This is a genomic window from Nonomuraea sp. CA-143628, from assembly GCF_050942315.1.
Taxonomy (GTDB): domain Bacteria; phylum Actinomycetota; class Actinomycetes; order Streptosporangiales; family Streptosporangiaceae; genus Nonomuraea.
The window spans coordinates 1,704,869-1,727,821 of record NZ_CP192072.1 but is presented as its reverse complement, the minus strand read 5'-3'; the positions used below and the strand labels follow the sequence as shown (position 1 = coordinate 1,727,821).

The window sequence follows — 22,953 nt, the reverse complement described above, 5'->3', positions numbered from 1 at the left end:
ATGGTGGGGCTCATGAGTCGAGTGACAGTGATCGGAATGGGCCCGATGGGGTCGAAGATGGCGGAGACGTTCCTCGCGGCGGGCCACGAGGTGACCGTCTGGAACCGTACGAGGAGCAAGACGGACCCGCTCGTGGCCAGAGGCGCCCGGCGAGCGGCCGAGGCGGCCGAAGGCGAGCTGCTGGTCATCAGCCAGGTGAGCTACCAGGCCATGTACGACAGTCTGAGCGACGCGCGGCTGGACGGGAAGGTGCTGGTCAACCTCAGCTCGGGCACCCCGGAGGAGCTGCGCGCGGCGGCGGAGTGGGTGGCCGGGCGGGGTGGCACGCTCGTCACCGGAGGGATCATGGTGCCGCCGCCGGGCATCGGCCTGCCCATGGCGTACACCTTCTACAGCGGCCCGAAGGAGGCCGTCGACCGGTACGCCGAGACGCTCAAGGCGCTGGCCACGATCACCTATGTGGGCGAGGACCAGGGCCTGGCGATGATGTACTACCAGGCGCAGCTGCTGATCTTCTGGTCCAGCCTGACCAGCTACATGCACGCGCTCGCGCTGCTCGGCACGGCGGGGGTGCCGCCCCGGGACTTCCTGCCGTTCGCCAGGGAGACGTTCACGCAGCTCGGGGGTGACGGGCCGATGGGGTTCGCCAAGATCCTGGCCGAGGAGGCCGAGGCCCGGGTGTATCCGGGCGAGCTCAACTCCCTGCACATGCAGGCGGTCGGCATCGGCCACGCCGTCCACGCGCTGAAGGACGCCGGGCTGGAGACCACGGTGCCGAACGCCCTCAAGGAGTTGTTCGAGCGCGCCGACGCGGAAGGACGCGGCTCGGAGGGGCTCGGCACCGTGATCGAGTCGATCAGAAAGCCCTAGTGGTTGAGGCCGTAGTGGTTGGCGAGCCCTACCGGTCGGCGAGGCCCTAGTGGTTGGCGAGGAAGGCGAGCAGGTCCTGGCGGGTCAGTAGCCCGGCCGGCTTGCCGTCTTCGAGCACCACGGCGGCGTCCGCCTTCTCCAGCGCCTCCACCGCGCGCGCCACCGACTCGCCGCTGCCGATCATCGGCAGCGGCGACGACATGTGCTCGGCGATCGTGTCCTCGGAGGAGAGCCGGCCGCGGTAGAGGGCTTCGAGCAGGTCGCGCTCGACGATGGAGCCGACCACCTCGGCCGCCATGACCGGCGGCTCCTCCTTCATCACCGGAAGCTGCGACACCGAGTATTCGCGCATGATGGCGATGGCCGTACCGACCGACTCGTGCGGGTGCACGTGCACGAACTCCGGCAGGCCCACCCCCTTACGAGCCAGTACGTCACGGACCAGCCCCTCCTCGGACGGGGTGGTCAGGAAGCCGTAGTCGGCCATCCAGTCGTCGTTGAAGATCTTGGACAGGTAGCCGCGCCCGCCGTCGGGCAGGAGGACGACCACGACGTCCTCGGGCCCCGCCTTGGCGGCCACCTCCAGCGCCGCGACCACGGCCATCCCGCACGAGCCGCCGACCAGCAGTGCCTCTTCGCGGGCGAGCCGCCGAGTCATGTTGAAGGAGTCCTTGTCGGACACCGCGATGATCTCGTCGCAGATCTTCGTGTCGTAGGTGGCCGGCCAGATGTCCTCGCCGACACCCTCCACCAGGTATGGACGGCCCGAACCGCCCGAGTAGACGGAACCCTCGGGGTCGGCCCCGATGATCTTCACGCGGCCGTCGGAGATCTCCTTGAGATAGCGGCCGGTGCCGCTGATCGTGCCGCCGGTGCCGATGCCCGCCACGAAGTGGGTGACCCGGCCCTCGGTCTGCTCCCACACCTCGGGACCGGTCGAGTAGTAGTGGGAGTCGGGGTTGTTGACGTTGGAGTATTGGTCGGGCTTCCAGGCGTTGGGCACCTCGCGGGCCAGCCGGTCGGACACCGAGTAGTAAGAGTCCGGGTGGTCGGGCGACACGGCGGTCGGGCAGACCACGACGTCGGCGCCATAGGCGCGCAGCACGGCGATCTTGTCCTGGGCCACCTTGTCGGGCACCACGAACAGGCACTTGTAGCCCCGCTGCTGGGCCACGATGGCCAGGCCCACGCCCGTGTTGCCGGACGTCGGCTCGACGATCACGCCACCGGGCCGGAGCTCCCCCGACGCCTCCGCCGCGTCGATCATGCGGACCGCGATGCGGTCCTTGACCGAGCCGCCCGGATTGAAGTACTCGACTTTGGCGAGCACCTGGGCGGGTAGGCCGGCGGAGACCTTGTGCATCCTGACGAGCGGGGTGTTGCCCATCAACTCGACCAGGGAATCGTAAACGCGCACCGAGGTGTTCACCTTCTTTGCCGAAGCTTGGTCAGCTTGCCGAGGGCCGAGCTCCCGTGGGGGTGGTGGGCACTCGGCTAGTTTTCAAGGCAAACGCTACCGCCGTGTTCGGTCGAGAGGAGCACGCACGTGGTCTGGGCAGCGGGCACGGCGCGGGCGGCGCGCAAGATCGCGACGGCGGCGGCACTCGGCGGCGGCGGGCTGACGGCCCTCGGCGCCACCGCGTACGCCCTGCTGATGGCCGAAAGCCTGTTGGCCAGGAAGATCATCGGCCGCCCCCACGGCATGGAGGGGCCGCCGTCCGACGGCGTATACGGCGACTTCCCCGGCACTCCTGTCTCCATGGCCTTGCTGGGCGATTCCCTCTCCGTCGGCCTGGGGATGACCGATCCGGCCGGGACCCCGGGCGTGTTGCTCGCGAACGGCCTGGCCTCCGTCGCCGAGCGCCCCGTACGCCTCCGCGTGGTCGGCAAGTCGGGAGCCTCGTCGGCCGAACTCGCCGACCAGGTCGACCGGGCGCTGAAGGCGGAGCCCCAGCTTGCCGTGATCTTCGTCGGCACGAACGACGTCACCACCCAGACCCCGCCCGCGGTGGCCGTACGCCACCTGAGCAAGGCCGTGCGCCGGCTGCGCGAGGCGGGCGCCGAGGTGGTCGTGGGCACCTGTCCCGACCTCGGCACCGTACGGCCCATCGCGCAGCCGCTGCGCTGGGTGACGCGGCGCTGGAGCCGCCAGCTGGCCGCGGCCCAGACGGTCGCGGTGGTCGACGCGGGCGGGCGTACGGTCTCGTTCGCTGACGTCCTGGGGCCGGATTTCGCGACAAATCCGGGCGAGATGTTCGGACCCGATCGTTTTCACCCATCTGCCCGAGGTTACGCACAGGCAGCTTACGCAGTGCTACCTTCTGTATGCGCTGCGTTGGGATTGTGGCCAGAGCCTCGACCCGCGCGCGGCGAAGGACTGCAACCGATTTACCTCGCGGCGGCTACGGCCGCGGAGGAGCCCGGCACCGAGGTCTCCGCGACCACGGTCGCCGGGCGGGCGACGGGTCTCCACGGCAAGTGGGCGACGTTGTTCCGCCGCCGGCTGGGAGCGTCGCCCAACGACGCCTGATCCCGGTCACCCTCCGAACCGAAGCCGTCACTCCTCGTCCCTTTGGAGTGGATTGCTCGTGCTTCGGCCCCTCGCGAACGCCGCCCTCACTCTCGCCGGAATCCTGGCCCTGGCCGGCTGTTCCGACAGCGGCGCGGCCACGGTCCACTTCCCGACCTGGCACAACGACGAGATCAACGCGGTCAGCCGGATGTCGGTCGCGGGCGGGGTCGTCACGACCACCTCCATGAAGCCCGACGGCTCGCTGGAGACGGTCGCCGTCGACCTCACCCACGGCAACAAGCTCTGGGCCCAACCGGCCACCATGGCGGGCCGCCTGCCCGGCATGGGGGTCTCCGCGCCCGCCATCGTCGAGACGGCCCCCGGCCAGGCCGTGGTCGTGGCGGTCGACCCGGTCAAGAAGGGCCGCTGGAACGCCGGCGTCGTCGCCCGCGACGCGCGCACCGGCGCGCAGAAGTGGACACGGCCGGTGCATTCGACGTTCGGCCCCCAGCGCTGCGGGCCCTACGTCTGCCTGCCGGAGCACACCGCGCTCTCCACCGCCCGCGTGGTGGTGCTCGACCCGGCCAGCGGCAAGCAGATGTGGAAGCTGCCCGGCATCGCCGAGGTCGAGTGGTCGGATCCCGACCGGGTGCTGCTGCTCCGCCTGGCCGCCAACCCCATGATCGAGTCGTACGAGCTCAAGACCGGCAAGCTGCAGTGGCAGCAGCCGATCGAGCAGGCACTCGGCCCCGGCATCGACCTGTCGGGCGGGTGGGCCTTCGGCGCGACCAGCGACAACCTGATCGGCTACGTCGCCCCCTACACCAACCCGCGGACGAAGAAGGCCTCCACCTTCGGCCTGTTCTCCATCAAGATCGGCGACGGCACGATCAACTGGATGCGTCCCTCGGTCGTCCGCGTCTACCCCAGCGGCAGCCCCGGCTACGCCCCCGTCGTGCGTCCGGTCGACCGGCAGGGCACCTACGGCGGCTTCGCCCGGCTCGACTCCGAGAGCGGCCGGGTCATCGGCCAGATCCCCGCCTCCGAGGTGCCCGGCTCCGGCTGGTGGCTGGCCTTCCCCGACCGCATGGAGAAGCTCGGCTTCCTCAAGCACGACGCCAAGGGCGCCGCCTTCGACCTGACGACGGGCGGGCCGGTCCCGGTCGAGGACCAGCGCGGCTGGTCCTTCTGCGTCACGGACCCCAAACCGCTCCCGCTCCACGGCCAGGCCCCCGGCTTCTACTCGACAGCCGCCGTCTGCGAGTACGACCTCGCGACCGGCAAGCGGCTCGCCTCCACGACGACCCCGCCCCCCTGGTTCACCGGCAGCCAGGACGGCTGGCGCCTCTGGCGTGACGAGAAGGGCGCCGTCCACGCCGTCAACGACGGCACGGCCACGGCACCCGGCATGTACGGCTGACCGGCCTGCCACCGACGAGCTGACGGCCTACCCCCGTACGACTGACGCCCCACCCACCGTGCTCCGCCACCAGGACTGGAATATAGTTCTAAAGGCCGACACAGGAGGATGAAGATGGCTGAAGCTGTGATCGTCGCTACCGCTCGCTCGCCCATAGGGCGGGCCTTCAAGGGTTCGATGAAGGACATACGTCCTGACGACCTGACCGTGCAGATGATCCAGGCCGCGCTCGCCAAGGTGCCGCAGCTCGACCCGACGACGATCGACGACCTCATGCTCGGCTGCGGCCTGCCCGGCGGTGAGCAGGGCTTCAACATGGCCCGCGTGGTGTCGGTGCTGCTCGGCCTCGACAAGGTGCCGGGCACCACGGTCACCCGCTACTGCTCGTCGTCGCTGCAGACCACCCGGATGGCCTTCCACGCGATCAAGGCGGGCGAGGGCGACGTGTTCGTGTCCGCGGGTGTGGAGATGGTGTCGCGGTTCGTGAAGGGCAACTCCGACTCGCTGCCCGAGACCCAGAACCCGGTCTTCGACGACGCCATCGGGCGCAGCAAGGCCTCCGCCGAGGGCGGGCACAGCTGGCACGACCCGCGCGAGGACGACACGATCCCCGACGTCTACATCGCGATGGGCCAGACCGCCGAGAACCTCGCCCAGATCAAGGGCGTCACCCGGCGCGACCAGGACGAGTTCGGCGTCCGCTCCCAGAACCTGGCCGAGAAGGCGCTGGCCGACGGCTTCTGGCAGAAGGACATCACCCCGGCGACGCTCCCCGACGGCACCGTGGTCAGCAAGGACGACGGGCCGCGGGCCGGGACCACGTACGAGGGGGTGGCCGGGTTGAAGCCGGTCTTCCGCCCCGACGGCACGGTCACGGCCGGCAACTGCTGCCCGCTGAACGACGGCGCCGCGGCCGTCATCGTGATGAGCGACACGCGGGCGGCCGAGCTGGGCATCACGCCGCTGGCGCGCATCGTCTCCACCGGCGTCACCGGCCTGTCCCCCGAGATCATGGGCCTCGGCCCGGTCGAGGCGTCGAAGCAGGCGCTGGCCCGCGCGGGGATGGCGATCGACGACGTCGACCTGGTGGAGATCAACGAGGCGTTCGCGGCGCAGGTCATCCCGTCTTACCGGGATCTGGGCATCGACCTCGACCGGCTCAACGTCAACGGCGGCGCGATCGCCGTCGGGCACCCGTTCGGCATGACGGGCGCGCGCATCACCTCCACGCTGATCAACAGCCTCCGTCACCACGACAAGTCGATCGGCTTGGAGACCATGTGCGTGGGCGGCGGGCAGGGCATGGCGATGGTCCTCGAACGCCTTTCCTGAGTCTCGCGACCGGGCCGATGGGCGCCAACCGCCATACGGGGTTGGCGCCCGCTCAGGGCTCGGTCTTCGGCGCAGGCCACTGCGACGCGTCAGTGGCGGCCCCGGTCTCAGCCGTGCTGGTCCGGACCCGCCTTTGTCGGGGTCACGCGGACCAGGACTCTCTTGTCGCGGACCATCGCCGCCTCGTAGTCCGGCCAGTCAGGGTGCTCGCCCGAGATCCCCCGGTAGTAGGCGATCAGGTGATCCATGGCGTCCGGGAGGGAGATGATCTCCGCCTCGCCCTCCACCTGGATCCAGTTTCCGTAGAAGGCGTCCGTGAAGACGCAGATCGTCACCTTGTTGTCGCGCCGGATGTTGCGCGTCTTGGCGGCCGTCTCCCTGGTGCTGATGACGAGGTAGCCCTCGTCGTCCACGCCCACCGACACCGGGGACATCTGCGGGCGGCCATCGCCGTGCTTGGTGAGGAGCACGGCGCGGTGGTTGTCTCGCAGGAAGTCGCGTGCCTTGTCTAGGTCCATCCACCCATGATTCCGCGCCCGTACCGAGGGCACGGGCGCGGGTCGGGTCGGAGTGTGGGCTCTACAGGAAGCCCATACGGTTATGGCGGTACCGCTCGTGTTCGTGCACGATGGCGGCGGCGTAGCCATGGGACAGCCCGTGCTCGTCGGCGAGCCAGTTGGCCCGCTCGTCACACCTCAGGAAGGACGGGCCGTTGTCGATGGCTTGAAACCACTCGGGGAGTTCGCGTCCCGTTATCGTTGGGACCCTTGCGATCAGCTTCGTCTGCGTCTCCGGTGAGTGGTTCAAGGACATGGGCACCTCCACGGATTAAGGTCCTTTGCTCGACACTGCAACACGTCCCCCCGAATGACAAGCCCCAACCTCCGAGGTTTTTGTAACGGCGGGTAGATTTTCGGTCGCGCAAAGAGAAGGACCCCGCCGGATCGGCGGGGTCCAGGCGGGGTCCGGGAGGCGAACGGTCAGTCGCTACGCGTGAAAATGCTGATGAACCGGAGCACCTCGAGGTAGATCCACACCAGGGTCAGCGTCAGCCCGAAGGCGCACTGCCAGGCGAACTTCTCCGGGGCGCCCTGCCGGACGCCCTCCTCGACCGCGTTGAAGTCGAGCAGCAGGAAGAAGCAGCCGAGCAGGATCATCGCGACGCTGAAGATCCACCCGATAGGGGAGTCGGTGCGCAGCCCGAGGCCGCCCGGGACGAAGATCCCGACGATCAGGTTGACGAGCACCAGGGCGATGGCCGCGAAGCCCGCGGCGACCACGAACCGAATGAACTTCGGTGTCACCCTGACGACGCGCAGCGCGTAGACGGTCAGGACTCCGCCGAAAGCGAACGCGGTGCCGAGCACCGCCTGGAGGACGATCCCGTTGTAGAGGGATTCGTACGCGCTACTGATCGCGCCGAGGAAGATCCCCTCGAAGGCGGCGTAGCTGAGGATCAACGCCGGGTTGGTGCTCTGCCTGAACGAGGCGATCAGCCCCAGGACGAGCGCCACGATGGCCGCGCCGATGGCCACGCCCAGGGGGACGTTGAGGTACCAGGCGGCGGCCGCGGCCACGACGAGCGTGCCCAGGGTCATGAAACCGCGCACCACGACGTCGTCGATCGTCATCGCCCGGTAGGCGGGCGGTGCCGGGGGCGCGTACGACGGGGAGTCGTACATGTTCTGCAGTTGCCCGGGGGTGGGCGTCGCGCCCTGCCACCCGCCGGCCTGCCGGGACCGGTTGAAAACGGGGTTCTTGCTCTCCATCGCTGCCTCCTGTGCGCCGAGCTTATTGGACGCGGCGTCACCTAGGTCAACACGCACTCAGATCTATGTGGTTTCGAGACTTCAGCAGGAGGACAACGAACGGATCCGTTCTTGAGTTCCCGCGGTTACTGAGGGTTGTTTAGTGGGGCATTTCCTCTGGTAGATGCGGGTGCCCCCGGCGGGATTCGAACCCGCACTACAACCCTTTTAAGGGGTTTGCCTCTGCCTTTGGGCTACGGGGGCGCCGCAATCATACGAAACGGACCATGCTTCCGAGGAGCACAACTTCGTATCAGGCGTCACAACTGTGAAGTCTGCGGTGAAGTGATAGGGCTCCTGACACTCTGTCCAGGAACAGAACGCCGTCGAGATGGTCCAGTTGATGCTGAATGCACCTAGCTTCGAATGCATCCGCCTCGATGGTGACGGGATCTCCCGTCCCAGGCAAGCTGCCGAGCACTGTGATACGCGTCGCTCGCCGTACGTCAGCGGTCAAACCAGCGATCGAGGCGCAGCCTTCCCGCCCGACGCACCAGTGAGACGCCTCAGCGAGCCGTGGATTGACCACCACGAGCTCGCCGGCCCACGACCTACCCCTCGGGTGCCCGGCGGCGTCAAAGGCGATCAGCCGCCAACTCAGCCCGATCTGTGGGGCGGCCAGGCCCGCGGTCCCCGGCTCGCCGCGCAGAGTGGCGAGAAGATCGGCCGCCGCGGCCACCACGCGGGGGTCGGTGGGATCCACTTGCTGGGCCCGGGCGGACAGGAGCGGGTGCGGAGCGCCGAGCACTCCGCGGGCGATCCCGTCCGGCGAGGTCACAACAGGTCCGGTTCAACGGGCCGGAAGGTGATCTCGGACTCGAGGCCCGAGCCGACCGTGGCCAGCCCGCGCATCAGCCCGGCCACGTCGACCTCCTCGGGCAGCTCGACGTCGGCGATGAGGACGTACAGCCGGCCGGTGAGCCGGGTGCTCATGCCGGTGATGTTGCCGCCCACCGAGGCGAGCTCGGCGCTGATGGCCGAGATGATGCCCGGCCGGTCCGGGCCGTGGACGGTCAGGACGTAACCGAGCCCGGTCGGCCGGCCGCCGAAGTAGCGGCGGGCCTCGACGGCCGAGGCGGTCACCACCAGGTCCGGCGCGCACAGGTGCTTGGTCAGCTCGTCGGCGCTCAGGTCGCCCGAGACCAGCAGCATCATCGCGACATGGCCGCCGAGCAGCGTCATGGTCGAGTCCTGGATGTTCGCCCCGCAGTCGGCGAGCGAGCCGGTGACCGCGGCGATCACGCCGGGCCGGTCCACGCCGAGCACCGTCACCGCTGAGAGCCCCACTCGTGGATCCCCTCTCGATTGAGACCGAGAATATTGAGTCAAGAATGCCGAAACGCCCCGATGCGGCCGCACCGGGGCGCTGCTGTACGCGGGCTAGCGGCGGGTCGTCGCCACGGCGGCTCTGAACCCGTCGCGCGGGTGCTCCATCTCGCCCAGTGAGATGGTCTCCCGCTTGAAGAACAGGGCCAGAGTCCAGTCGACGACGACACGGACCTTGCGGTTCAGCGTCGGCACCCGCGACAGATGGTAAGTGCGGTGCATGAACCACGCAGGGAATCCGCGAAGCTTGACCCCATAGACGTTCGCGACCCCCTGGTGCAGGCCGAGACCGGCGACCGATCCGACATACTTGTGGCGGTAGTCGACCAGTTCCTGTCCCCGGAGATGGCGGACCAGGTTGTCGGCCAGCACCTTGGCCTGACGTACGGCGTGCTGAGCGTTGGGCGCGCAATACTGGCCGGGGTTGGTCACGTCGGGGACACCCGCCGCGTCACCGGCGGCGAAGGCGTCCGTGACGCCCGCGACCGTCAGTTTCGTCGTGGTCTTGATCCGGCCGCGCTCGTCGAGGGGCAGGCCGCCGTCGTTGACCACCGGGCTGGGCTTGACGCCCGCGGTCCACACGAGGGTGTCGGCGTCGAACTTCGAGCCGTCGGAGAGCACCACGTGGCCGCCCTCGCAGGACTCCAGGCGGGTGTCGAGCTTCACGTCGATGCCGCGCTCGCGCAGCTGCTCCAGCGTCCACTTGCCCATCTCGGGGCCGACCTCGGGCAGCACCCGGTTCGTGGCCTCCACCAGCACCCAGCGGATGTCGGAGGGTTTGATGTTGCGGTAGTAGCGGGTCGAGTCCTTGGCCATGTCCTCCAGCTCGGCCAGCGCCTCGACGCCCGCGAAGCCCGCGCCGACGACGACGAAGGTGAGCGCGCGGCGGCGCGCCTCCAGGTCCTCGGTCGACTCGGCCACGTCGAGCAGGTGCAGGACCCGGTTGCGCAGCGCGATGGCCTCGCCCACGTTCTTGAACCCGATGCCGATGTCGGTCAGGCCGGGGATCGGCAGCGTCCGCGAGATCGAGCCGGCGGCCATCACGATCACGTCGTAGGCGATCTCTCGCGGCTCGCCCTCGACCGGCTGGAAGGTGACGCTCCGCCCGTCGTGGTCGACGGCGGTGACGCTGCCGTTGAGCACGCGCACCTTGGGCAGGACCCGGCGCAGTGGGGCGACCACGTGCCGCGGGGAGAGGTTGCCCGCCGCCGCCTCGGGCAGGAAGGGCTGGTAGGTCATGTACGAGTGGGGGTCGATGATGGTGATGCGCACGTCGCCGTCGCGCAGCTCCGAGCGGAGCGTGCGCTGTAGCCGCAATGCCGTGTAGAGGCCGACGTAACCGCCGCCGACGATCAGAATGTGCTTGTTCATCCTCGGTTCCCCATCCCATGGGAGCGCTTGTGAAACTATTCACAAGGCTACGTCAAGGGCACCCCATAAAGCCAATCCCCAGGTGGTGCTACGCGTCACACCCCAGCGCCCTGGCTCTGACGAAGACGTCGTCGAGCATCTGGGCGGTCACCCTGCCGGTGAAGGTGTTCTGCTGGCTGGGGTGATAGCAGCCCATGAGGGTCACCGGCGCCTGCCCGTACGAGACCTGGACCTCGACGCCGTGCCCGAACGGCGGCCTGCCGCGCGGCAGCGTGTAGCCCGCGTCCTTCAGCGCGGGCCACATGGCCTGCCAGGCGAACCCGCCCAGCGCGACGACCACCCGCACGCTCGGCGCGGTCAGCGTGAGCTCCCGCGACAGCCACGGGAAGCAGGTGGCCCGCTCCTCGGGCGTGGGCTTGTTCGCGGGCGGCGCGCACCGCACTGAGGCCACCACCCGGGCGCCGATCAGCCGCTGCCCGTCACCGGCGTGCGTGCTCGTCTCCTGTACGGCCAGTCCGGCGCGGTACAGCGAGGCGAACAGCCAGTCTCCGCTGCGGTCGCCTGTGAAGATCCGCCCGGTCCTGTTGCCCCCGTGCGCGGCCGGGGCCAGGCCGACGAGCAGGACGCGCGGCCGGTCGTCGCCCCATCCGGGGACCGGCCGCCCCCAGTAGGTCTCGTCCGCGAACGCGCGCCGCTTCACCTCGGCCACTTCCTCGCGCCATTCCACCAGGCGCGGGCAGGCCCGGCAGACGGACTGCGCGGCCGTGAGCTCCGCCAGGGTGCTGCCGGCGGCGGCGATGCGGCGCACGTCCGCGGGGTCGTGGGCGACCGGGGTGTCAGCGGTCGCCGGGTCGCCGGGCCAGCCGGTGCCCGGAGGTACGAAGCTCATGGCACCGATGGTGCCCGATCACTTGGTGGCCGATGGACTCGGGCTGGGGCATGGGGCGGCGGTCTGCGCCTCGGGGGCGGCCTCGACCAGCGGCAGCGGGTAGCGGTTGAGAATCGGCTCGCCGCACGAGCGGTCGACCATGTAGCCGTGCTCTTCGGGGCGGGTGATGATCGGATTTCCGTCCTGGTCGTAGAGGTAGACATCGGCCAGTGGGGTGCCGTCCTTGGCATACGGCTTGATGTTGTAAAACCCGTCCGACCGCGCCATGTTCTGCACGATCACGGGGGCGTCGGCCACCGCGTAGCTCACCGGCTCGGACGACTCGACCGGCTGCGCCGCCACGAACCCGGCGGCCAGCGCGAGCACGGCCGCCAGGTTGACGGCGAAGGCGGTCGTCGCCGCGAGGCGCCCCTTCGACCGCCTGCCCAGCCAGACCGAGGCCCAGACGCACACGGCCACCACCACCCAGTCGGTCAGGGTCCCCGGCACGAGCCGGGGGTCTATGGCCACACTCAGCAGCACCATGGCCACCAGGTAGCCGCGCAGCACCCACCACCCGGGCCGTAACTCGGGCAGGAAGCCCGTGAAGCCCCGGTAGGGCGCCTGTCGCAGGAGCCGGGAGTGCAAGGTCGCGATCCGCTCCTTCGCCCGGCGTCGGGGCTTCCTGCCGCTCTCCGGCCGGCCCCCATAGGCGGCTACGAGCTCCTCGGCGTAGGCGGCGGGCGACCCCAGCCGCTCCTCCAGTGGCGCGTCGGACTCGGCCGCGATCTCCGCCAGGTGGTCGTCCAGGTCTTCGAGCAGTTCCTCGCGCTCCGGATGGTCGGCCAGGGCATCCCGTACGGCCTGCGCGTACTGTTCGGGCGTGATCATGCTTGCCCCTCCTTGAGCAGGGAGGCCATGGTGGCCGCGAAAGAGGTCCAGGTCTTGGCCGACGAGGCGTACATGCTCCTGCCGACCTCGTTGAGCCCGTAGTACTTGCGGTGGGGCCCCTCGTCGGAGGCCACCACGTAGGAGTTGAGCGCGCCGGCCTTGAACAGGCGGCGCAGCGTGCCGTACACGGAGGCGTCTCCGACGTCGTCGAGCCCCGCCTCCCTCAGCCTGCGCACGACGTCGTAGCCGTAGCCATCCCGTTCGTCGAGCACGGCGAGGACCGCCAGATCGAGCACGCCCTTGAGCAGCTGGCTGCTATCCACGCGATGCACACTACTCCGCAAAGCGCAGTAGTAGCAAACAGAAAAACCGGGCGGCGCCACGAGGGCACCACCCGGTTCAACTCAACTCAACTCAACTGATCAGGCGCCGGCCGGCTTCGGGCAGCTCACCGAGAAGCTGGTGGAAGCGGAAGCCGAGTCGGGGCTGGTGACCACGAGCTGGACGGAACCCTTGGTCTCGCTGGCGCTCTGCGCGCCCGCGATGCCCCAGGTCACATCCACGCTGCCGTTGACCGTACGCTCGAGGTCCGGGTTCTCCCGCTTGCCGTCGATCACCCAGTAGTACTTGACGGTGGTCGGGGCGGTGCTGGAGATCGTCGCCTTGAAGTCGACGCCGGGGCCACGCTTGTCGGCGCAGAACTCGTTGCGCTGGCCGGAGACCGAGAGGCTGGAAACCGAGACCTTCGGCTTCGGGGCCTCGCAGGCGGCGTAGGACTGGCTGATCGAGTCGTTGTTCCGCGGCCCGGAGACGGCCAGGGTCACCCGGCCACCCTTCGTCGCGGAGCCGGAGAGAACGCGGTCCGACAGCTCGACGGTACGCGAGCCCTCGCGGCCGAACCCGACCACACCACTGTCAACGGACTGGCCGTTGACGTACCACGTGTACTCGACCCGCGCGCGGCCGGTCGAGTTGATGCTGGCGTGCGCGCCGACCTTGCAGCCGTCGTTATTGGTCGAGGTCACCAGGTTGGTGGCCGAGACCCGCGTCGAAGGAGCCTCGTCCTTGCACCAGACCTTGTAGTAGGCCCGGTCCGAGGAGGAGCCGCCGCCGCGCCCGACGACCTGCAGGACGGCGTAGCCCCGCTGGCTCTCACGCGGCGAGTAGCCGAAGGAGACGGTCTTCGAGTGGTAGACCTTCGTCCGGCCATAGTCGACGACGCGACCGTCCAGGACCCAGCGGTACTTGACCCACGTGGGGTCGTCGACCTTGATCCGGCCAAGGAAGTTGACCTTGTCGCCGGGGGTACAGGGCCCGACGTACGAGCTCGGGTCGGCCCAGGCGCTGACCGAGATCTTCTTGCTGCCGCTCAGCTGATCCTTGTCGACGACGACGGCGTCCTGGCAGGTGACCGAGAAGTAGCCCTTCTTGGAGGTCACCTTGCGCGGACCGAGGATCTGCACGGCCTCCCAGCCCTTGACGTCCTCCTGGAAGGTGAGCGTCTGGCCGATCTTGACCGACTTGGTGCCGTGGCCCTTGAGCTTCAGGACCTTGACCTTGCCCTTGGAGCCGTCTCCGTGGAGCCAGCGGTAGGCGAGTTCGGTCTTGCCGTCGAGCTTGACGTTGATCTTGGCCGAGATGTCGACCTTCACCGGGCAGGAGCCGTCGTTGTCGCGGCTCGACGCCATGGGCGTGGATACCGAGACCTTGGGCCTGGCCTTGGAGGAGGTCGCCGCGGCGCTGGCCTTGCCCGCGGTGGCCTGGGTGGACGCCTGGGCGGGAGCGGCTGCCAGCCCCGCGACCATGGCGCCCAGCACGGCGGCGGAGGCGCCGAATGCCGCCGCCTTACGCGCTAATGGACGAGATGAGTTCATGTGAGAGTGCTCCATTCCGTTAGGGAAAAGATGCGCTCCGGGAACGGTCGCCACGCCGACACCACCCGTGTCCGGCAATATGACAAAGCCCCCGCAATGCCCCTTTACTTAAGCATAAAACTGATTGCACGCTCAACACAGCCGAATCCCAGATTTGTCCGATTTTCGCCGGAAAAATCAGGCCATGGAGTAGGCGATTCCGTCCAGAATGTCGTGTTCGCTCACGACGACCTGCGTAAACGCGAAACGCCGCACGATGCGGTCCAGAATCAGGGCACCCACGCCAATCACGTCGACTCGCCCGGGATGCATCACCGGAATCCTGGCTCGCTCACTATGGGTCATCGCGAGCAGCCGTCGCGTGACCTCGTGCACCTGCTGGGCGGTCACCCGCGAGTGATGGATCCGCTCCGAATCGTAGGCGGGCAGGTCTAGTGCGATGCCCGCCACCGTCGTGACGGAGCCCGCCAGACCCACCAGCGTGTGCGCCTCGTGGACGGGCACCGCCTCGGCGACCCGGTCGAGCGCGGCCTCGATGTCGGCCACGATGGCCTCCAGCGCCTCCGCCGACGGCGGATCGCCCGCGTCGCGCAGGTGCCGCTCCGTCAGGCGTACGCAGCCGATGTCGACCGACAGCGCGCCGATGACGTGCTCGGAGCCGACCACGAACTCGGTCGAGCCGCCCCCGATGTCGACGACCAGGTAGGGCGGGAGCGGCCCCTGCGGTATCCCGGTCTCCCGCGACAGCCGGACCAGCCCCCTGGTCGCGCCGACGAACGACAGCTCCGCCTCCTCCGCGCCCGTCACCACCTCGGGCTCCACCCCGAAGATCTCGCGCACCCCGTCGACGAACTCCTGCCTGTTGGCGGCGTCGCGCGTCGCGCTGGTCGCCACCACCCGGGTCGCCGTGGCGCCGTGCTGGTCGATGAGCTTGCGGTAGGTACGCATCGCGGCGAACGTCCGCTCCAGCGCCTCGGGAGCCAGCCGCCCCGTCTGGTCGACCCCCTCGCCCAGACGTACGATCTCCATCCGCCGCTCGATCTCGGTGAGGTCGTTGTCGCCGACGTCGGCGATCAGCAGGCGTACGGAGTTGGTGCCGCAGTCAACGGCGGCTACACGCATGGTCCGTCACTCCACCACTCGGGGAGGGCATCCAGCGCCTCCCGGCCGAACGGGTTGGATCCGGGCACGGCCAGCTCGTGCGCGACGAGCGCGTGCAGGCACTTCACCCGCAGCGGCATGCCGCCGGTGCTCTGCATGTCACGCGGCAGCGGCTCCGTGCCCTGCTCTTCCGCGGCCTTGTCGCGCCTGGCCACATAGTCGTCGTGCGCGGCCTGGTAGGCGGCGGCCAGCTCCGGATCGGTGGCCAGCCTGGCCTGCATCTCGCGCATCAGCCCCGAGCCTTCGAGCGTGCCGATCGCGGAGGCCGCCTTGGGGCAGGTCAGGTAGTAGAGCGTGGGGAACGGCGAGCCGTCGGGCAGCCTCGGCGCGGTCTCCACCACGTCGGGGTTGCCGCACGGGCAGCGGTGCGCCACCTCGCGCAGCCCTCTCGGCGGGCGGCCCAGCTGCCGCTGCACCGCGTCGACGTCTCTGCTGTCCAACGCTCTCCCCTCACACGCCACCGACTCGGTGCCTTACGGCTCCGGCCCGAGTCGGTGCTCATCCGGCCTTGCGGCCCTGGCCCGTGTCGGCGGCCTCGACCGATTCCCACAGCGTTTGGTACCACGGCGGCGTCGCGGCCGGCTGCTTGACCGTCGTCGTGGTCTTGTCCGGCTTGGCGTCCATGACCACGTAGCACTTCTCGCCCGGCCCGCAGTAGTGCAGCCGTTCCTTGGCGGTCCGCTTGATCCAGTTGGGATCGCGGATCCGCTGCGCCTGCTCGGCCAGCGCCTGGCGGTCGGCCTCGACCCGTGCCTTCTCCGCCCGCAACTCCGCGATGCCGCGGCGCTGCGCGATGTACTCGCGTACAGGGTAGGCCAGGCTCATCGCGATCGCGCACACCACGATCGCCAGGATGGCGGCCCGCCCGGTCAGCTGCGGCCTCTTCGCCAATGGTTCACACCTCCGTGTCCAGTTCGGTGGCCGAACTTAGCGGATGGTGCTATTTGCACCCTTCTGATCGGCTCGCGGCATACCCGCCATGCCGCGAGCCGTACCCGAAACTAGCGCTGGAAGCGCGGAAAAGCGCCGCGACCCGCGTAGCGAGCGGCGTCGTCGAGAATTTCCTCGATGCGCAGGAGCTGGTTGTACTTGGCCACGCGGTCCGAGCGGGCGGGCGCGCCGGTCTTGATCTGGCCGCAGTTGACCGCCACGGCCAGGTCGGCGATCGTCGTGTCCTCGGTCTCGCCGGAGCGGTGGCTCATCATGCAGCGGTAGCCGCTGCGGTGGGCCAGGTCGACCGCGTCGAGGGTCTCGGACAGGGTGCCGATCTGGTTGACCTTGACCAGCAGCGCGTTGGCGGTGCCTTCGGCGATGCCGCGGCCGAGCCGCTCCGGGTTGGTCACGAACAGGTCGTCGCCGACCAGCTGGACCTTGTCGCCGATGGCCTCGGTGATGGCCTTCCAGCCAGCCCAGTCCTCCTCGTCGAGCGGGTCCTCGATCGAGACGAGCGGGTAGTTGTCGACCAGGTCCGCGTAGAAGGCGATGAGCTCCTGGGCCGAGACGCCCTTGCCGTCGATCGTGTAGACGCCGTCCTTGTGGAACTCGGAGGCGGCCACGTCGAGCGCGAGGGCGATGTCGTCGCCCGGCGTGTAGCCGGCCCGCTCGATGGCGACCAGGATCAGGTCGAGCGCGTCGCGGTTGGACGGCAGGTTGGGCGCGAAGCCGCCCTCGTCGCCCAGCCCCGTGGCGTAGCCCTTCTCCTTCAGCACGCCCTTGAGCGCGTGGTAGACCTCGGTGCCCATGCGCACGGCCTCGCGGAACGTGCTCGCGCCGATCGGCGCGATCATGAACTCCTGGATGTCGACGTTGGTGTCGGCGTGGGCACCGCCGTTGAGGATGTTCATCATCGGCACGGGCAGCAGATGGGCGTTGGGGCCGCCCAGGTAACGGAACAGCGGCAGCTCGGCGCTGTCGGCGGCGGCCTTGGCCACGGCCAGCGAGACGCCCAGGATGGCGTTGGCGCCCAGCTTGGACTTGTTGGGCGTCGCGTCCAGATCGATCATGATCTGGTCGATGATGCGCTGGTCCTCGGCCTCGATGCCGTTGATCTCTTCGAAGATCTCGTCGGTGACGGCGAGCACGGCCTTCTCCACGCCCTTGCCGCCGTAGCGCTCGTCTCCGTCACGCAGCTCCACGGCCTCGAACTGGCCGGTCGACGCGCCGCTGGGCACCGCCGCGCGCCCCCTGCCGCCGTCGTCGAGGATCACCTCGACCTCGACGGTCGGGTTGCCCCGGGAGTCGAGGATCTCGCGCGCGTATACGACCTCGATGGTAGCCACGGGTTTGCGCTCCTAAATCGAAAGGCAATATGCCTTCAGAGCCTATCGGTGCTCCGACTCCCACCGGAGCACGCGGTCACGGTAGTCGCGAGCGGCGGCGCGGAGCTCGGCCTCGGCGTCGATTCCCGCGTCCTGGGCGCGGCGGACCAGGTCGAACAGCTCGCGCCCCACCCCCTGCGAGATCGCGGCGGCCAGCCCGTCGGGGGCGCCCCCGCGCTCGGCCCGGCGCACCAGCTGGGCGGCCAGCGACAAGGCGGGCTGCCCCATCGGCACCCCGTCGAGCACCGACGGACGCTCGTCCTTCGCCGCCCGCTCGGCCGCCTTGATCGCCTCCCAGTTGTCGTTCACCTCGTCGGCGGTCTCCGCCCGCACCGAGCCGAACACGTGCGGATGCCGCCGCACCAGCTTCTCGACGATCCCCTCGGCCACATCGTCCATGTCGAACCCGTCGGCCACCCGCGCGTGGAAGACCACCTGCAGCAGCAGATCGCCCAGCTCCTCGCGCAGCGCCGGGTAGTCGCCCTGCTCGATCGTCTCCAGCACCTCGTAGGCCTCTTCGAGCAGGTACGGGACCAAGGTCTCGTGCGTCTGCTTGCGGTCCCACGGGCACTCGGTGCGCAACCGCTCCATCACCGCGACCAGGTCGAGCACCCGCGCGCCCGGCAGGTCGTAGGAGCCCGGCACGACCTCGATCAGCGGTGGCTCGGCCATCACGACGGCCGCGTGGCCGACCGCCCGCATGAAGTCCTCGGAGTCCTCGGCGGCCAGCCAGACCACCGTCTCCGTCACCGCCCGCCGCGCCAGCTCGGCGGGGACAGGCGTGACGACGGCCACCTCGACCCCGGCCTCGGCCAGGTAGGGCAGTTGCGGATGATCCGCGGACCCGGTCAGCACGCGGCCCGAGCCGAACGCCTGCCACGCCTGGTGGCTCAGCAGACCCGGCGCGACCCGCGGTGAGGTGGTGACGATGATCAGCGGCACGGGCTAACCCTGCGACTGCTGCTGTTGCTGCTGCTCGCCCTGGCCGGCCTGCCCGGTCGTCGCCGACGGCTTGCCGAACCGGCCTGCGTCGACGAAGCCCTGCTGGCTGATCGCGCCGTAGCGCGGGCTGAAGACCGGGGCGATCGCGTTGTAGGCGGCCTTGAACTTCTCCACGGCCTGCTGGTTCTGCGGCCCGCCGAGCTTCTCCAGCACCTTGTTCACGCCGAGCGCCGCCCGCAGGTAACCGCGCGGGTTGGCCGGGGAGACGGCCTTGGACAGCAGATTCATCTCGGCCGTCTGCTGCTCGCCCTTGTCCTGGGCCGCGGCGTCGATCTCCGAGTCGCTGACCTGTACGCCGAACTTGTCGGCCAGCTGCTGCTGCCGGCTCTGCTCCGCCATCCTGGACAGAACGAACTGGTTGACCGACACACCGAGCTGCGACGGCTCGATGTTGACCTTCCGCAGCGCGGCCTCATATTCCTGGACGTTCTTGTTCAGGTCGCGCGCTGAGATCCGCTCACTGCCCACGACGGCCGCGGCTCCGGCCTCCATAGGCGAGGAGCAGGCGGTCAGCGCGACACCCACCACGGCAGCGGCCACAGCCACTCGAATCGACTTCACGTGCGTCCTTTCCCGACAAAAACCGCGGCTAGCTTACCCTCGCGGGCTCCAAGAACATGGCCTCGACCAGGTCACCGCACCATTTGAGCAGGTCGAGGTCACGCAACGGCTGCCCGCCAAGGGGCTTGGTCTTCGGCGCGGGCACCAGCAGGGTCTCCGCCGCCTGCTTGTAGATGGCCTTCTTGTACAGGCGGTCGAGGCGTACCTGCTGCGACTCCCGCAGCCTGACCGGACCGAACTTGATGTTCTGGCCCTGCAGTGTGACATCGGTGAGCCCGGCCTGGCGGGCGCTGATGCGGAAGCGGGCGACGGCCAGGAGGTTCTCCACCTCGACGGGCGGCTTGCCGTATCTGTCCGTCAGCTCGGCGCGTACCTCGTCGATGTGGATCTCGGCGGAGATGGTGGCGATCCGCTTGTACGCCTCCAGGCGCAGCCGTTCGCTGGTGACGTAGTCGTGCGGGATGTGCGCGTTGATCGGCAGTTCGACCTTGACGTCGGGGTGCTCCTCCGTCACCTCCGCGCCCGACAGCTTGGCCTTCTGCTCCTGCACGGCCTCGGCCATGAGCCGGACGTACAGGTCGAAGCCGACGCCCGCGATGAAGCCCGACTGCTCGGCGCCGAGCACGTTGCCCGCGCCGCGGATCTCCAGGTCCTTCATCGCGACGTACATGCCCGCGCCCATCTCGGTGTGCTGCGAGATCGTCGCCAGCCGCTCGTGGGCGGTCTCGGTGAGCGGCTTCTCCGGCGGGTAGAGGAAGTAGGCGTAACCCCGTTCCCTGCCTCGCCCGACGCGACCCCTGAGCTGGTGCAGCTGCGAGAGGCCGTAGTTGTCGGCCCGGTCGACGATCAGTGTGTTGGCGTTGGGCACGTCGAGCCCGGACTCCACGATCGTGGTGCAGACCAGCAGGTCGTACTCGCGTTCCCAGAAGCCGACCATGATCTTTTCCAGCTGGTGCTCGTTCATCTGCCCGTGCGCCACCGCGATGCGCGCCTCGGGCACCAGCTCCCTGATCCGGGCGGCGACCCGGTTGATCGAGGCCACCCGGTTGTGCACGAAGAAGATCTGGCCGTCGCGCATCAGCTCGCGCCTGATGGCGGCCCCGATCTGCTTCTCGTCGTACGGCCCCACGAAGGTGAGGATCGGGTGCCGCTCCTCCGGCGGGGTGAGGATGGTCGACATCTCCCGGATGCCGGTCAGGCCCATCTCCAAGGTGCGCGGGATCGGCGTGGCCGACATGGCCAGCACGTCGACCTGGGTGCGCAGGTGCTTCATGGCCTCCTTGTGCTCGACGCCGAACCGCTGCTCCTCGTCGATGATGATCAGCCCCAGGTCCTTGAACCGGACCTCGGGGCTGAGCAGCCGGTGGGTGCCGATCACCAGGTCCACGGCGCCGGTGCGCAGGCCCTCCAGAGTGCCCTTGACCTCGCCGTCGGTCTGGAAGCGGGAGACCGCCCTGAGCGAGACGGGGAAGCTGGAGAAGCGCTCGGTGAACGTCGACATGTGCTGCTGCACCAGCAGCGTCGTCGGCACCAGCACGGCGACCTGTTTGCCGTCCTGGAGAGCCTTGAACGCCGCCCGCACCGCGATCTCGGTCTTGCCGTAGCCGACGTCGCCGCAGATCAGCCGGTCCATCGGGACGCCGCGCTCCATGTCGCGCTTGACCTCGTCGATGGCCTCCAGCTGGTCGCCGGTCTCGACGTACGGGAAGGCGTCCTCCATCTCCCGCTGCCACGGGGAGTCGGCGGCGAAGGCGTGACCGGGCGAGGCCATGCGGGCGGAGTAGAGGCGGATGAGCTCGCCCGCGATCTCCTTGACCGCCTTCTTCGCCCTGGTCTTGGCCTTGGCCCAGTCGGCGCCGCCCATCCGGTTGAGCGTCGGGGCCTCGCCGCCTACGTAGCGGGTGACCTCGTCCAGCTGGTCCGTGGGGACGTAGAGGCGGTCGCCCTTGGCGTACTCGATGACCAGGTATTCGCGCGTCGCGCCCTGGACCGTGCGCTGCACCATCTCGATGTAGCGGCCGACGCCGTGCTGCTCGTGCACCACGTTGTCGCCGATCTTGAGCTGGAGCGGGTCGACCATGTTGCGGCGGCGGGAGGGCAGGCGGCGCATGTCCTTGGTGGACGCCTTCTGGCCGACGAGGTCGAGGTGGGTGAGCACGGCCAGGTTGGGGGTGATGAACCCGTGCTCGATCAACCCCGTCGACACATGGACGACCTTCGCCTCAGGCGACTTGTCCAGATATTTCACCAACCGGGCGGGAACGTCCACGCCCTTGAGGACCTCGACCATCCGCTCGGCCGGGCCGTGCCCCTCGCTCAGCAGCACGACGGCCTTGTCCTCGGCCAGCCAGCCCTTGACGTCTTCCAGCGCCTTCCTGGTGTCGCCCCGGTAGGCCTCGGAGTCCTGCGCGTCGAGCTCGACCCCGGCCCCGAACGGCGCCATCGTCCACCACGCCTGCCCCAGCACGTCGGCGTGGCCGCGGATGTCGTCGAGCGAGCGGAACGCCGCCGCCCCGAGGTCGATCGGCGCCTCGCCACCGGCCGCCGCGTTGATCCACGACGCCTCCAGGAACTCCTGCGAGGTGCGTACGAGCTCCTCGGCCCGCCCCCTGATCCGTTCGGGATCGCAGACGAACACCGCGGCGTTGCCGGGCAGGTGGTCGAGCAGCAGGTCCATCTCCCCCGCCAGCACGGGCGCGAACGCCTCCATGCCCTCGACCGGCGTCCCCTCGGCGAGCTGGTCGAGCACCTCGGCCAGCGCCGGGTGCTCCCGGCCCAGCTCACGCGCCCGCTCCCTGACCTCCGCGGTGAGCAGCAGCTCGCGGCACGGCGGCGCGAACAGCCCGCCGTCCGCCGCCTCCAGCGAGCGCTGGTCGGCCACCTTGAACCAGCGGATCTCCTCGACCGTGTCGCCCCAGAACTCCAGCCGCAGCGGATGCTCCTCGGTCGGCGGGAACACGTCGAGCAGTCCGCCGCGGACCGCCACCTCGCCCCGCTTCTCCACCATGTCGACCCGGTGGTAGCCGTTGTCGACCAGCCGGCGTACGACCCCGTCGAGGTCGGCGTCGTCGCCCGCGCGCAGGCGGGTCGGCTCCAGATCGCCCAATCCCTTGACGATCGGCTGGAGCAGCGCCCTGACCGGCGCGACCACCACACTGAGCGGGCCGGCCGCCTGGTCGTCCTTGACCGGGTGTGCGAGCCTCCTGAGCACGGCCAGCCGCTGACCCACGGTGTCGCTGCGCGGGGAGAGCCGCTCGTGCGGCAACGTCTCCCAGGCGGGGAAGACGGCCACCGAGCTGGGCTCCATCAGGCTGGTCAGCGCGCTCGCCAGGTCCTCCGCCTCGCGGCCGGTGGCGGTGATCGCCAGCACGGCCCGCTGATCGTGCCCGGCCAGCGCGGCCACCCCGAACGGCCGCAGCGCGGACGGCGCCACCAGCGCGATGTCGCCGCCCTCTTCGAGAGCGGCGGTCAGCTTGGGATCGGTGACGACAAGATCAAGCAGCCCGGACAGACTCATTTTCGACAGCCCCACGACGATTACCCCCAGCCGGCGGGCGTGGGGGTTGTGCTACAAGCCTATTCGCATCTGCCCCACGCCCCCGTCCGGCTCTGGGACCTTGTACGGGTGCAGGACCTCGT

At 69.3% G+C, this 22,953-nt stretch carries 22 protein-coding genes and 1 tRNA gene; 4 read left to right on the top strand and 19 right to left on the bottom strand.

Annotation, left to right across the window (positions count from 1 at the left end; all coding sequences use genetic code 11):
* Positions 1–12: 12 nt before the first annotated feature.
* The gene (locus tag ACQP2T_RS08075) at positions 13–870 is read left to right on the top strand and encodes an NAD(P)-dependent oxidoreductase (RefSeq protein WP_433515560.1); all 858 of its coding nucleotides are present in this window, start codon (positions 13–15) and stop codon (positions 868–870) included.
* A 46-nt stretch (positions 871–916) separates the two neighbouring features.
* On the opposite strand, the gene ACQP2T_RS08070 is transcribed toward ACQP2T_RS08075, so the two are convergent.
* Entirely contained in the window at positions 917–2,287 is a 1,371-nt protein-coding gene (locus tag ACQP2T_RS08070; protein ID WP_433515559.1) for a cystathionine beta-synthase, read from the bottom strand.
* A gap of 129 nt (positions 2,288–2,416) precedes the next feature.
* Between ACQP2T_RS08070 and ACQP2T_RS08065 the strand changes: the two genes are divergently transcribed.
* From ACQP2T_RS08065 to ACQP2T_RS08055, 3 genes are all read left to right on the top strand, one after another.
* Positions 2,417–3,400, top strand: coding sequence for an SGNH/GDSL hydrolase family protein (locus tag ACQP2T_RS08065; protein WP_433515558.1), 984 nt, complete (start codon positions 2,417–2,419; stop codon positions 3,398–3,400).
* A 58-nt stretch (positions 3,401–3,458) separates the two neighbouring features.
* Positions 3,459–4,802 carry a PQQ-binding-like beta-propeller repeat protein gene (locus ACQP2T_RS08060; protein WP_433515557.1) on the top strand — a complete coding sequence of 448 codons (1,344 nt, stop codon included), beginning with the start codon at positions 3,459–3,461 and terminating at the stop codon, positions 4,800–4,802.
* Between the two features lie 114 nt (positions 4,803–4,916).
* Positions 4,917–6,134, top strand: a complete 1,218-nt coding sequence (locus ACQP2T_RS08055) for an acetyl-CoA C-acetyltransferase (protein WP_433515556.1) — start codon at positions 4,917–4,919, stop codon at positions 6,132–6,134.
* Between the two features lie 107 nt (positions 6,135–6,241).
* Here the strand turns inward: ACQP2T_RS08055 and ACQP2T_RS08050 are convergent, their stop codons facing one another.
* The 18 genes from ACQP2T_RS08050 to mfd all read right to left on the bottom strand — a co-directional run bounded on the left by ACQP2T_RS08050 (position 6,242) and on the right by mfd (position 22,831).
* The gene (locus ACQP2T_RS08050) at positions 6,242–6,652 is read right to left on the bottom strand and encodes a PPOX class F420-dependent oxidoreductase (protein ID WP_433515555.1); all 411 of its coding nucleotides are present in this window, start codon (positions 6,650–6,652) and stop codon (positions 6,242–6,244) included.
* A gap of 61 nt (positions 6,653–6,713) precedes the next feature.
* Positions 6,714–6,947 (bottom strand): DUF4287 domain-containing protein, encoded by a 234-nt coding sequence (locus ACQP2T_RS08045; protein ID WP_357943976.1) that lies wholly within the window; start codon positions 6,945–6,947, stop codon positions 6,714–6,716.
* 167 nt (positions 6,948–7,114) lie between these two features.
* Positions 7,115–7,903 (bottom strand): Bax inhibitor-1/YccA family protein, encoded by a 789-nt coding sequence (locus ACQP2T_RS08040; RefSeq protein ID WP_433515554.1) that lies wholly within the window; start codon positions 7,901–7,903, stop codon positions 7,115–7,117.
* Between the two features lie 170 nt (positions 7,904–8,073).
* Positions 8,074–8,146, bottom strand: a tRNA-Leu gene (locus ACQP2T_RS08035).
* A gap of 49 nt (positions 8,147–8,195) precedes the next feature.
* Entirely contained in the window at positions 8,196–8,645 is a 450-nt protein-coding gene (locus ACQP2T_RS08030; protein WP_433519733.1) for a peptide deformylase, read from the bottom strand.
* A gap of 71 nt (positions 8,646–8,716) precedes the next feature.
* Positions 8,717–9,229, bottom strand: coding sequence for a glycine cleavage system protein R (locus ACQP2T_RS08025; RefSeq protein WP_357943970.1), 513 nt, complete (start codon positions 9,227–9,229; stop codon positions 8,717–8,719).
* A 93-nt stretch (positions 9,230–9,322) separates the two neighbouring features.
* A complete protein-coding gene (locus ACQP2T_RS08020; RefSeq protein WP_433515553.1) occupies positions 9,323–10,639 on the bottom strand; it encodes an NAD(P)/FAD-dependent oxidoreductase in 1,317 nt (438 codons plus the stop codon).
* Positions 10,640–10,727: 88 nt separating this feature from the next.
* Complete coding sequence (locus tag ACQP2T_RS08015; protein ID WP_433515552.1) at positions 10,728–11,528, bottom strand: uracil-DNA glycosylase; 801 nt, start codon at positions 11,526–11,528, stop codon at positions 10,728–10,730.
* Positions 11,529–11,546: 18 nt separating this feature from the next.
* The gene (locus ACQP2T_RS08010) at positions 11,547–12,398 is read right to left on the bottom strand and encodes a hypothetical protein (protein ID WP_433515551.1); all 852 of its coding nucleotides are present in this window, start codon (positions 12,396–12,398) and stop codon (positions 11,547–11,549) included.
* Positions 12,395–12,721, bottom strand: coding sequence for a PadR family transcriptional regulator (locus ACQP2T_RS08005; RefSeq protein WP_358444342.1), 327 nt, complete (start codon positions 12,719–12,721; stop codon positions 12,395–12,397). The genes ACQP2T_RS08010 and ACQP2T_RS08005 overlap by 4 nt, the downstream gene beginning before the upstream one ends.
* A 99-nt stretch (positions 12,722–12,820) precedes the next feature.
* The gene (locus ACQP2T_RS08000; RefSeq protein ID WP_433515550.1) at positions 12,821–14,272 is read right to left on the bottom strand and encodes a hypothetical protein; all 1,452 of its coding nucleotides are present in this window, start codon (positions 14,270–14,272) and stop codon (positions 12,821–12,823) included.
* A gap of 177 nt (positions 14,273–14,449) precedes the next feature.
* A complete protein-coding gene (locus ACQP2T_RS07995) occupies positions 14,450–15,394 on the bottom strand; it encodes an exopolyphosphatase (RefSeq protein ID WP_433515549.1) in 945 nt (314 codons plus the stop codon).
* Positions 15,385–15,873 (bottom strand): DUF501 domain-containing protein, encoded by a 489-nt coding sequence (locus tag ACQP2T_RS07990; RefSeq protein WP_357943961.1) that lies wholly within the window; start codon positions 15,871–15,873, stop codon positions 15,385–15,387. Before ACQP2T_RS07990 ends, ACQP2T_RS07995 begins: the two co-directional genes overlap by 10 nt.
* 58 nt (positions 15,874–15,931) lie before the next feature.
* Positions 15,932–16,324, bottom strand: coding sequence for an FtsB family cell division protein (locus ACQP2T_RS07985; protein ID WP_357943959.1), 393 nt, complete (start codon positions 16,322–16,324; stop codon positions 15,932–15,934).
* Positions 16,325–16,434: 110 nt separating this feature from the next.
* Complete coding sequence (gene eno / locus ACQP2T_RS07980) at positions 16,435–17,712, bottom strand: phosphopyruvate hydratase (protein WP_433515548.1); 1,278 nt, start codon at positions 17,710–17,712, stop codon at positions 16,435–16,437.
* Between the two features lie 42 nt (positions 17,713–17,754).
* Entirely contained in the window at positions 17,755–18,693 is a 939-nt protein-coding gene (locus ACQP2T_RS07975) for a MazG family protein (protein WP_433515547.1), read from the bottom strand.
* Positions 18,694–18,696: 3 nt separating this feature from the next.
* Positions 18,697–19,314 carry a SurA N-terminal domain-containing protein gene (locus tag ACQP2T_RS07970; protein ID WP_433515546.1) on the bottom strand — a complete coding sequence of 206 codons (618 nt, stop codon included), beginning with the start codon at positions 19,312–19,314 and terminating at the stop codon, positions 18,697–18,699.
* A gap of 28 nt (positions 19,315–19,342) precedes the next feature.
* On the bottom strand, positions 19,343–22,831 hold the full coding sequence (gene mfd, locus ACQP2T_RS07965) for a transcription-repair coupling factor (protein ID WP_433519732.1): 3,489 nt from the start codon (positions 22,829–22,831) through the stop codon (positions 19,343–19,345).
* Positions 22,832–22,953 lie beyond the last annotated feature (122 nt).

Excerpts from the sequence above, each read along its gene's own strand:
- ACQP2T_RS08055 (WP_433515556.1), top strand. The coding sequence starts at position 4,917 with ATGGCTGAAGCTGTGATCGTCGCTACCGCTCGCTCGCCCATAGGGCGG.
- ACQP2T_RS08040 (WP_433515554.1), bottom strand. The coding sequence starts at position 7,903 with ATGGAGAGCAAGAACCCCGTTTTCAACCGGTCCCGGCAGGCCGGCGGG.
- ACQP2T_RS08045 (WP_357943976.1), bottom strand. The coding sequence starts at position 6,947 with ATGTCCTTGAACCACTCACCGGAGACGCAGACGAAGCTGATCGCAAGG.
- ACQP2T_RS08075 (WP_433515560.1), top strand. The coding sequence starts at position 13 with ATGAGTCGAGTGACAGTGATCGGAATGGGCCCGATGGGGTCGAAGATG.
- ACQP2T_RS08020 (WP_433515553.1), bottom strand. The coding sequence starts at position 10,639 with ATGAACAAGCACATTCTGATCGTCGGCGGCGGTTACGTCGGCCTCTAC.
- ACQP2T_RS08050 (WP_433515555.1), bottom strand. The coding sequence starts at position 6,652 with ATGGACCTAGACAAGGCACGCGACTTCCTGCGAGACAACCACCGCGCC.
- ACQP2T_RS08010 (WP_433515551.1), bottom strand. The coding sequence starts at position 12,398 with ATGATCACGCCCGAACAGTACGCGCAGGCCGTACGGGATGCCCTGGCC.
- ACQP2T_RS08000 (WP_433515550.1), bottom strand. The coding sequence starts at position 14,272 with ATGAACTCATCTCGTCCATTAGCGCGTAAGGCGGCGGCATTCGGCGCC.
- ACQP2T_RS08015 (WP_433515552.1), bottom strand. The coding sequence starts at position 11,528 with ATGAGCTTCGTACCTCCGGGCACCGGCTGGCCCGGCGACCCGGCGACC.
- ACQP2T_RS07995 (WP_433515549.1), bottom strand. The coding sequence starts at position 15,394 with ATGCGTGTAGCCGCCGTTGACTGCGGCACCAACTCCGTACGCCTGCTG.
- mfd (WP_433519732.1), bottom strand. The coding sequence starts at position 22,831 with ATGAGTCTGTCCGGGCTGCTTGATCTTGTCGTCACCGATCCCAAGCTG.